General features: G+C 36.7%; 6 protein-coding genes. All 6 read right to left on the bottom strand.

The window, feature by feature from the left end; all coding sequences use genetic code 11:
- Window positions 1–8: 8 nt before the first annotated feature.
- The gene (gene secA2, locus AK212_RS02600) at window positions 9–2,399 is read right to left on the bottom strand and encodes an accessory Sec system translocase SecA2 (protein WP_053029040.1); all 2,391 of its coding nucleotides are present in this window, start codon (window positions 2,397–2,399) and stop codon (window positions 9–11) included.
- A complete protein-coding gene (gene asp3, locus AK212_RS02605; RefSeq protein WP_053029041.1) occupies window positions 2,392–2,934 on the bottom strand; it encodes an accessory Sec system protein Asp3 in 543 nt (180 codons plus the stop codon). The genes secA2 and asp3 overlap by 8 nt, the downstream gene beginning before the upstream one ends.
- On the bottom strand, window positions 2,918–4,480 hold the full coding sequence (asp2, locus tag AK212_RS02610; protein ID WP_053029042.1) for an accessory Sec system protein Asp2: 1,563 nt from the start codon (window positions 4,478–4,480) through the stop codon (window positions 2,918–2,920). Before asp2 ends, asp3 begins: the two co-directional genes overlap by 17 nt.
- On the bottom strand, window positions 4,470–6,044 hold the full coding sequence (gene asp1, locus AK212_RS02615; RefSeq protein WP_053029043.1) for an accessory Sec system protein Asp1: 1,575 nt from the start codon (window positions 6,042–6,044) through the stop codon (window positions 4,470–4,472). Before asp1 ends, asp2 begins: the two co-directional genes overlap by 11 nt.
- A 9-nt stretch (window positions 6,045–6,053) precedes the next feature.
- Window positions 6,054–7,253 carry an accessory Sec system protein translocase subunit SecY2 gene (gene secY2 / locus AK212_RS02620; protein ID WP_053029044.1) on the bottom strand — a complete coding sequence of 400 codons (1,200 nt, stop codon included), beginning with the start codon at window positions 7,251–7,253 and terminating at the stop codon, window positions 6,054–6,056.
- A gap of 188 nt (window positions 7,254–7,441) precedes the next feature.
- The coding region (locus AK212_RS13975; protein WP_154392006.1) for an LPXTG cell wall anchor domain-containing protein at window positions 7,442–10,953 on the bottom strand (3,512 nt) is incomplete at its 5' end.

Raw genomic sequence — 10,953 nt, forward strand, 5'->3', positions numbered from 1 at the left:
ACCTCATTTTAAGGGAAATGTACTACTAAATCTTGCTCTTTATCAAACGTTAATATACTTAAACATAAATTACGAATGATTCCTCGTTTAATATTAATCAGCATCATGTCATAGGTTTCTAGCGCTACTTTATGATACTCGAAAATCGCATTACGTTGACCATTTTGTCGGTTATTGACACTCGCTTTAAGTTGTTGCAGTTGATCAACTTGACTGATCCATTCAGCATCGATTGCTTTTAATATCGCTTTTTGTTGAAAACGTAATTTAAAATAATCATTACCTGCAATTTCCATATTATATTTTAGTTGCTTGTTGAATTGTTGTATTAAATAATCGATGGTTTGGTCACGGGTTTGTATATATTGGCTGATTGATGTGTCATGGAAACTAAAACTCAATTGCTCATATATATAACGCACAATGTCATCTTTTGTATCAATTCCCCTTGTTCTCAAATCATAGTCAAAGACATCACGCGCTAATGTATCATAGTCAAATCCACTAAAGTCAGATGTTTCAAGGATACGATTGCGTTCTTCATACACACGATCACGTTGAATACCAATACTTTTTTCAAATTCATTCGCCATCTCACGTGCCATCATTGCAGTTTCTTCAGATACACGCTGTGCTTTCGTAACGATGCCCCTCACTTTATTTCTGAAAAAGGGACTATTTTGTAATTTCACTGAATCAATGTTTCTTAGTTTCTCATTTTCAGCTAACTTCGACTTACTCCATCGTTTAACAATATAATCATCTAATGACACATATATCTGTGAAACGCCTGGATCACCTTGGCGACCTGAGCGTCCACGTAATTGTCTATCAACTCTACTATTCTCCATATGTTCATTGATAATCACAGCTAAACCGCCGAGTTCATGTACGCCGTCACCAAGTTTAATATCTGTACCTCGTCCTGCCATACTCGTTGATACTGTAACAGCACCAAGTTGTCCTGCCTCAGCAATCATTTGTGCCTCTTTGGCAACATTTTGTGCAATCAATAGATTATTAGGAATATTTTGTTTAAACAATTGTGCTGAGAAATATTCAGCCGCTTCTGCAGTTCTTGTAATTAAGAGTACCGGCTGTTTAGTAGCATGAATATTGACTACATTTTCTAGTATCGCCTTATTCTTATCTTCGGATTTCGCATAGACACGATCTTCTTTATCATTACGTATAATCGGATTGTTAGTTGGAATTTCTACCACTAATTTAGAATACAAATCGAAGAATTCCTTTTCACCTAACTTGCCCGTTCCCGTCATTCCTGAAAATTGATGAAATAACTTAAATAAATTTTGGAACGTAATTGTCGCCATGACACTTAAATCTTGTGATAAATCTACAGATTCTTTCGCTTCAATAGCTTGATGTAGACCAGATTGTAGTTTCGTACCTGGCAACATTCGTCCTGTAATACGGTCAATCAGTACAACTTCACCATTGTATATAAAGTAGTCCAAATTATCTTTAAATAGATATTTCGCACGTAATGATAAATTGATGATACGTACTAAATCAAAATGTTGTGGTAGATAGATATTATTCACTTTAAAATAATGATTCGCTACATCAATACCTTCATCTGTAAGCCACACTTCTTTTTTGTTTAATTTTACTTTGAAGTGCTTATCCTCGACTAACGTTTCTACAAACATTTTTACAATGTGAAATAAATTGGATTGGACACGTGGCGCACCAGAAATGACTAGCGGTGTTTGTGCAGCATCCAATATAATAGAATCTACTTCATCAATAATCGCAAAGTTTAATTCAGGTAAATATTTAGCGTTAATATGATCTGCTAGATTATCAAATAAATAATCAAATCCTAAACGGCCATTCGTAGTATAAATAATGTCATGATGATATAATGCTTGCTTTTCATTATCGGCATAGTCATAGTCAGGACTATCAACAAATCCAAGCGACGCTGTTAAACCTAACCATTCATACAACGGTCTCATTTCTTGAAAGTCACGATTAGCTAAATAATCATTTGTGGTAATTAGAAACGCACTTTTACCAGTGAGCGCGTTTAAATAGAGTGGCATAGTTGCTGTTAATGTCTTACCTTCTCCAGTTTGCATTTCTGCAATGTTGCCTTGATGCATAACAATCGCACCCATCACTTGAACATCTTTCGGATACATGCCTAACACACGTTTCGATGCTTCACGAATCGTTGCGTACGCTTCAGGTAACAATTTATTTAAAGTCGTTTCATTATTAGCCAAACGTTGTTTAAACTCAGCCGTCTTAGCTTGTAATGCTTCATCTGAAGATTGACGCATTTGTTCACTTAATCGATTGACTGCTGTCAATTGCTTCTGTAACCGTTGTAAACGCATTGAATTAATCACGTTACTTACACGACTAGCCATTTTGACCACCTCTCATATCGCTTCTTACGCCAAATATGACCCGATTTAATACGTCTAAATTCACTTTACTATCTACAATCTCATGCGCTACAGTATCCGCTTTATCGATTTCTTGAATTTTAATATTTTTGAAAAAGAGATGCGACAAACCAGCATTAATTAATTCAATTTTATAAGCATAAGCTTCATCAGGAAATTGAAATGTAGTATCACTGTGTTTAATAATTAAGTACGAATGTTCAGTATCATTTTTACGATAAAATGTCATCTTAATATAGGCACTTCCTTGTGGCTGCGCATCAAAGTTCAACAATACATTATAGTGATACCCTTTTTTCAAAATAGGAAGTGAGGGCACAGTCTTATGTTCACTAAATGTGGTTAACATACGCCAATCATGTATCACAGTTCCTGACGGCATTAATGGATTATTAAAATCCGTCCCCTCATCTTGAAAGCGCAGTTTCGTACCATACATAAACGTTCCCGTATTAATATGACGCCACAATAATGTGTAACTATTTAATACTGACATTGCTATCTCTCCCGAATTGATCTTTTAGAATAATGTTATAAAAATTGACAAACCAGCTAGTAATGGTAGGTGAATCATCATTATGTCGTCCTGGTACACCACGGCTCATCATATGTGCACCTTGTTTTTCCAATACTTGTGATACATTTTGGAAGGCTTTGGTATCGTAATCATCATTGTGCATGTATGCAATAGCAAAGATTGTATGCGATAAATGACTCGCTTTTAATTTTTCCCAAAATCGTGTATCCAAACGTTGAATGTTTGACATTGCGTTATCTCTTTCATTCGCTAGTAAAACATCATTCGCTGTTCCAAATTCATTAGGCCGTAACAATTTCATATTATCTGCTATCGTTCCAATATTTAACAATGGTTTCCCTACTACAACTGCAGCTGGTTCTAATTGAGCTGCATAGTATAAGGCCCCAAATGACCCCATCGATAGTCCTGATAGTATGAGCTCATCATGTTTAAAGCCTAGAAAGTCTAAGGCATGGCGTATTACGTCGATGACCCCTTGTTCAAATGTTTCGGATCCAAGGTAAAATGAACCACCTTCAAGTCGAGGATCTCCAATTAAAATAAATGGCGCATCCATCTTATTCATCATAAAATAACCTTCAAATCCTTCAGCAGGTCGATAACCACTAAAATACACATTGAGCGGTGGTTTCATATCACCTGGATTGAAATAATGAATAAACTCATCTCGTTTCTCATCAGCAAAACGTTGTCCACCCATAATAAATTGTCCCATTTCTAGTCGTGACCAACGTTTATGGATCGCACCAATACGTAACTTACCTTTACCTTTTGCTTTAAGCGATACACTTATATTGGCTTGTTCTGACCACATTGGCATTTGAATAGGTTGTGTTAAATCGTGCTGTAGATAACGTAAGGTCACATCTGGAAAGTTTGCGGACCATATTGGCGTTAGTCTAAAGGTATATTCAATTTCGACGTCCCCTTCAATCACATACTCCGGCCAAATTTCATTAACGATGTTCTTATCATTAACTAAATTTTGCGTCCACGTAACTAAAGGTTTAAAAGCGTTACCAAAGTCTCCTTCTAGAACGAGATATTTATTTCCTTCATATTCATACGTTCCTTGAAAATTTGGATTAACCATCGTTTTAATTGGTGATATCCTATCACCATATTGCCCAGGAAATGTCACAGCTAACAATTTATGATGTAGCTCTTCCTCAGTTTGATAATTAAGTTTCTTTACAAATTTGTGTTGGATCAATGGCTCATCATCATATTTTGGAGACCACATTTGTGCATCAATGACCGTATTATGAGGTGTTGTAACGATTTGTAATAAATCCATTAACTCAGGTGAGTATGCACTTTGCACAAATACTAAATCAAAGTTACCAAACGTTTCTATAATACTTTTCACAGCCTCGATATAACCACTATCGAATGTGAATAATGCATCATCTAGATAATCCCATTCAACACCTTTTTTACTATCAAATAATGGTTCTAAATCTTGCCCACCCACTTGTAAAATTCTAAATTTACGTGCCATGCATTTCACCTTCAATCAAACGATGTAATCGTTGAATAATCTTTTCTGAACTAAATTCATTACTCAACTTTATAGAATGCGCAAATGAATAGTTCCAATTCTTTAAATTGACTAAGAAATAATCTAAAGCTGTACTCAATTGTTGAATCTCTTCAATGACTAAACCATTTAACTTATGATCAACATAATCCGTTTCTCGCATATTTATTTGAGGTACACCCGCACTAATACTTGAAATTTGTAAATATAAATCCGGTTCTCGATTTAAATCTACAATCACTCTCAATTGTGACATTTCTTTGATTAAATCTTCTTCGAAAGGCACATAAATCAACTTAACCTTTTCCACTTCGTCTTCAACTAACTCCGTTTGTAATATATCTTGAACCTCTGGCGAGAATGACTCAGTCTTTGTATTTAATACTTTATTTAATTGATGAATCTCATCTTTGAACCATTGTGGTATATCACTTTCAACTGAACGCGTTAATACATGTAGCATTGTTTGCTCATGTTGATTAATATATTGACTCAGTTGATCCATAACCGAGCGTAAGTCGTTATCATTAAGTTCACCTAACCAAACACCAATATTTGTTTCATATAATTGGCTACTCATATTAGGTAATATTTGTGCATCAAAGGGTGTCACACGCATTGTTTCAAAAGGTAAATAGTTAGGATTTTGAGCTATAAATTGGTCTAACAATATCGTATTCTCTTGCGTATCCACGATACAGTGATTTGCTTTACCAATCGTCTCTAATAATGCAACATTGATCGTTTTATTTCTCTGCTTAAATATCGAAAAACACATATTCTCTGGTTTAAATGTATCTATCATTAAATGATTATGTCGTTCATCTGCAGCAATAATTATTTTATCGTCATCTGCTAACGTCGACATATGATATTGCTGTAACTTTTCATGGATAAGTTCATCCATATTTTTATACGCTTTCTTTTGAAAATGATCATCAAATTCTGATTGAATCGCTACCCTCTGCGTCGTAAAATTTTGAACCATCATACATTGACCGTCTACATTTAAATAATATCTATTCACAGGTGCTTGCGTCTCATTATATGTCTCAATAGCTGACACAAACCCTCTGTCATCAAATATAAATTTACGACTGAGCCTATTCTCTTCATATGCTTCGATATAGAGTAGATAGCCTTCTTGACTAAAAATAATTTTGGAAAATTGATTATCACCTGTAATAGCTATCACTTGATAAGGTGTATAGATAAATTCCGTATCCTCAGGCCAAGATAACGTTCTAAAATCAATCGCTATAGGTGTGAGATACGTCGCCCCTTGTATGTCATCAAACAGAGACCAGTAATTGATTTCATAAAGTTCATGACGATGTAAAAACAGACGCAACATAGGATTATAATTTAAGATGATTGTATTAAATGATTCATCATTTTTATGGTGCATTGACATTAAACTTACCATGTCATCAAATTCTGTCGTTTTTCTTTTTTTATAAAAGGGCTCAACAGCGCTATCCCACCAATTGTTCGAATCATACCATGCAGGTATAAACTGTTTCATAATTATCTCCTACCAATATTTATTCAAGATTTGCTTGTAACGATCAAAGTATAAATAGGTGCGAATCGTCTCACCAATATTAATACTGATATAAACTAAAATAATTAATTGCATTGAAAAGTAAATTTCTGTGGATAGATTAGGCACTAACAATGTTGAATATAGTGGCACTGCTAAAATCAGAGCAACTAATATGGCGCCAGTCCAACATACCTTTCTTGCTTTACTATTTAAATATTGTTCTGTCTCACGACCCGGACGTATAGCATCAAAATAATTTCCATTCTTTAGAAATTCATTTGCTTTTTTCTTAGTATTAATTAAGAAACGTGACAGCAAGTAACTTAGTACGATTTGTAACACAATATAAAACGTAATGCCGATTGGACTAGCAAAACTTAAAAATCCTAAACTTGCATTAGTACCAAATAATGATGCTATTAAATGAATCAAGTTATTAAGCAATACATAAACTGATAAACTGATCATAATTGAAATACTCCCAGCCGGATTCAATTTCCATGATAAATACGTCGGTGTCTTCTGCGTCGTGTTATTCATCATGTCTTTATAAGGAAGTCGATATTCCGATAACTCAATAAATAATAAAACGAGTAATGCGACGATTAATGTCACAATAACTAATATGAGTAATACGACACTTACATTAAGTTTGAAAAAATGTTGATTGTTAAATAAAGACTTAATCAAACTCGTTAATACAATAGGCATAGGCCCACAGATACCATATGTGATGTTTTGATCAGCTAACCAAACCAATAACATTGTCCCTGTAACAAGAACTAGCATAAGTAACATGACATTTGAATCTTTAATAAAGTTATTATGAATATACGTATTGATTACAAAATAACTTTGAAATATCGCAAACACTATCGTTATAATTCTTTCCTTGTAATGTTTTTCAGAACGTGTTTGTTTCGTAGCTTGATCCAAATTTCGATAATTCAATAGCATAATGATAACTAGCGACGTTAACCAAGGACCAAGACCTAATGAGAACACATTTAACGTATGAAGATCTCCACCCACATTCGAAACCGCTAATTTAAAAAATGTGTCTTTATTATCATATACATCGTTCGAACCTACGATTGAAATATGACTCCCGAAAATGTAGACAACCAATATAAAACAGGTAAATACAATCCTCTTATATAAAACCTTATATTCACGATTTTTTATCATAATTCCACCTAAAATTTTAAAAATAAAGTTTTTTACATTATATCAAAGAGGCTAAAGATATTAATTAGTTTGGTTTATACATACATTATTCCAACCAATAATTATACTTTAGCCTCTTTTTTTAAGGATAGACAATCACCTTATTAACAAGTGATTATTTTACAAATCTATCTCCCTAATGAAATAGTTTATTGTTCTGATCCTTTATTCTTTTTATCTTTCTTATTTTTACGAGAATTTCTAACTAATCCTAACCCCGCTAACATTGCTGCAACTGCTGATAATAATCCAGTCGAATTAGATTCTTTACCACCTGTTTCTGGCAAGTCGTCTTTAGCATCATGTTGTTGTGCGTTGCTATGCATTTGTGAGTCATTGTTACTAAGTGATTCCGAAGTGCTCATCGACTTACGGCCTGTTTCACTTTCTGATGTTGATGTTGAATGACTTAGTGATGTGCTTGGATTTGTCGATGTGCTCGTGCTTGCTGACGTTGAGCCACTTGTTGATGTACTTGGACTTATCGATGTGCTCGTGCTTGTTGATGTTGAGCCACTTGTTGACGTACTTGCACTTGTTGATGTGCTCGTGCTTACTGATGTTGAGCCACTTGATGACGTACTTGGACTTATCGATGTGCTCGTGCTTGTTGATGTTGAGCCACTTGATGACGTACTTGCACTTGTTGACGTGCTTGAACTTCCTGATGTTGAATCGCTTGATGAAGTACTTGTACTTGTTGATGCGCTCATGCTTCCTGATGTTGAGCCACTTGTTGACGTACTTGCACTTGTTGACGTGCTTGAACTTCCTGATGTTGACTCACTTGCTGATGCACTTGTACTTGTTGATGTGCTCATGCTTGTTGATGTTGATGCGCTCAATGATGTGCTTTCACTTGTTGAATCACTCATGCTTGTTGATGTTGAGTCACTTGCTGATGCACTTGTACTTATTGATGCGCTCATGCTTCCTGATGTTGAGTCACTTGCTGATGCACTTGTACTTGTTGACGTGCTCATGCTTCCTGATGTTGACTCACTTGCTAATGCACTTGTACTTGTTGATGCGCTCATGCTTCCTGATGTTGAATCACTTGCTGATGCACTTGTACTTGTTGATGCGCTCATGCTTGTTGATGTTGATGCACTTACTGATGCACTTGTACTTGTTGATGTACTCATGCTTGTCGAAATACTTAATGATGTGCTTGTTGATTCAGAAGCAATGTATGATGGCAAATCAAATTCTGGCAATGAATGGCTCTCAGGTTTACCCATACTAAATGATATCGATGTGCTTGAATTATCTGAATTACTTGCACTTGTTGAATCACTCACACTTGTTGATGTTGATGCACTTTCTGATGTGCTTGTGCTTAATGAGTCACTCGTGCTCGTTGATGTTGATGCACTTTCTGATGTACTTGTGCTCGTTGAGTCGCTCACACTTGTTGATGTTGATGTACTATCTGACGTGCTTTCACTTGTTGAGTCACTTGCACTCGTTGATGTTGATGCACTCAATGATGTGCTTGTGCTTGTTGAATCACTCACGCTTGTTGATGTTGATGCACTTTCTGACGTACTTGTGCTTGTTGAGTCGCTCACGCTTGTTGATGCTGATGCACTTAATGATGTACTTGTACTTGTTGAATCGCTCACGCTTGTTGATGCTGATGCACTTAATGATGTACTTGTACTTGTTGAATCGCTCACGCTTGTTGATGTTGATGCACTTAATAATGTACTTGTACTTGTTGAATCTGAAAGACTCGTACTTTCTGATCCACTTAATGATGTGCTTGCACTTGTTGAGTCGCTCACGCTTGTTGATGTTGATGCACTATCTGATGTACTTGTGCTCGTTGAATCACTCACACTTGTCGATGTTGACTCACTTAATGATGTACTTGCACTTGTTGAGTCACTCACGCTTGCTGATGTTGATGCACTCAATGATGTGCTTGCACTTGTTGAGTCACTCACGCTTGTTGATGCTGATGCGCTATCTGATGTGCTTGCGCTCGTTGAGTCGCTCACACTTGTTGATGTTGACGCACTATCTGATGTACTTGTGCTCATTGAGTCGCTCTCACTTGTTGATGCTGACTCACTATCAGATGTACTAGTGCTCGTTGAATCACTCACGCTTGTTGATGTTGATGCACTCAATGATGTGCTTGCGCTTGTTGAGTCTGAAAGACTCGTACTTTCTGATCCACTTAATGATGTGCTCATACTTGTTGAGTCACTCACGCTTGTTGACGTTGATGCACTATCTGATGTACTTGTGCTCGTTGAATCACTCACACTTGTCGATGTTGACTCACTTAATGATGTACTTGCACTTGTTGAGTCACTCACGCTTGCTGATGTTGATGCACTCAATGATGTGCTTGCACTTGTTGAGTCACTCACGCTTGTTGATGCTGATGCGCTATCTGATGTGCTTGCGCTTGTTGAATCACTTACACTCGTTGATGTTGACGTACTGTCTGACGTACTTGTGCTTGTTGAGTCGCTCACACTTGTTGATGCTGATGCGCTATCTGATGTGCTTGTGCTTGTTGAATCGCTCACACTCGTTGATGTTGATGCACTATCTGATGTGCTTTCGCTTAATGAGTCTGAAAGACTCGTACTTTCTGATCCACTTAATGATGTGCTCATACTTGTTGAGTCACTCACGCTCGTTGATGTTGATGCACTCAATGATGTACTTGTACTTGTTGAATCACTCACGCTTGTTGACGTTGACTCACTTAATGATGTACTTGTGCTCGTTGAGTCACTCTCACTTGTCGATGTTGATTCACTATCTGATGTACTTGTGCTCGTTGAATCACTCACACTTGTCGATGTTGACTCACTTAATGATGTACTTGCACTTGTTGAGTCGCTCACGCTTGTTGATGCTGATGCACTTAATGATGTACTTGTTGAGTCACTCATACTTGTTGACGTTGATTCACTATCCGATGTACTTGTGCTCGTTGAATCACTTACGCTTGTTGATGTTGACTCACTCAATGATGTGCTTGCGCTTGTTGAGTCGCTCGCACTTGTCGACGTTGATGCACTATCTGACGTACTTGTGCTTGTTGAGTTACTCACGCTTGTTGACGTTGATGCACTATCTGACGTACTTGTGCTCGTTGAATCACTTACGCTTGTTGATGTTGACTCACTTAATGATGTACTTGCACTTGTTGAGTCACTCACGCTTGTTGACGTTGATGCACTATCTGATGTACTTGTGCTTGTTGAATCGCTCACGCTTGCTGATGTTGATGCACTCAATGATGTGCTTGCACTTGTTGAATCGCTCACGCTTGTTGATGTTGATGTACTTAATGATGTGCTTGCACTTGTTGAGTCGCTCACGCTTGTTGATGCACTATCTGATGTGCTTTCGCTTAATGAGTCTGAAAGACTCTCGCTTTCTGATCCACTTAATGACGTGCTCTCACTTGTTGAGTCACTCACACTCGTTGATGTTGACTCACTTAATGATGTACTTGCACTTGTTGAGTCGCTCACGCTTGTTGATGCTGATGCACTTAATGATGTACTTGTACTTGTTGAATCACTCACGCTTGTTGATGCTGATGCACTTAATGATGTACTTGTGCTTGTTGAATCACTCACGCTTGTTGATGTTGATGCACTATCTGATGTGCTTTCGCTTAATGAGTCTG

Origin of the sequence: Staphylococcus borealis (assembly GCF_001224225.1) — a bacterium.
GTDB classification, from domain to species: domain Bacteria; phylum Bacillota; class Bacilli; order Staphylococcales; family Staphylococcaceae; genus Staphylococcus; species Staphylococcus borealis.

What these genes read in the sequence shown, in the direction of transcription:
- secA2 (WP_053029040.1), bottom strand. Translation starts at nt 2,399, where the DNA reads ATGGCTAGTCGTGTAAGTAACGTGATTAATTCAATGCGTTTACAACGG.
- asp3 (WP_053029041.1), bottom strand. Translation starts at nt 2,934, where the DNA reads ATGTCAGTATTAAATAGTTACACATTATTGTGGCGTCATATTAATACG.
- asp2 (WP_053029042.1), bottom strand. Translation starts at nt 4,480, where the DNA reads ATGGCACGTAAATTTAGAATTTTACAAGTGGGTGGGCAAGATTTAGAA.
- asp1 (WP_053029043.1), bottom strand. Translation starts at nt 6,044, where the DNA reads ATGAAACAGTTTATACCTGCATGGTATGATTCGAACAATTGGTGGGAT.
- secY2 (WP_053029044.1), bottom strand. Translation starts at nt 7,253, where the DNA reads ATGATAAAAAATCGTGAATATAAGGTTTTATATAAGAGGATTGTATTT.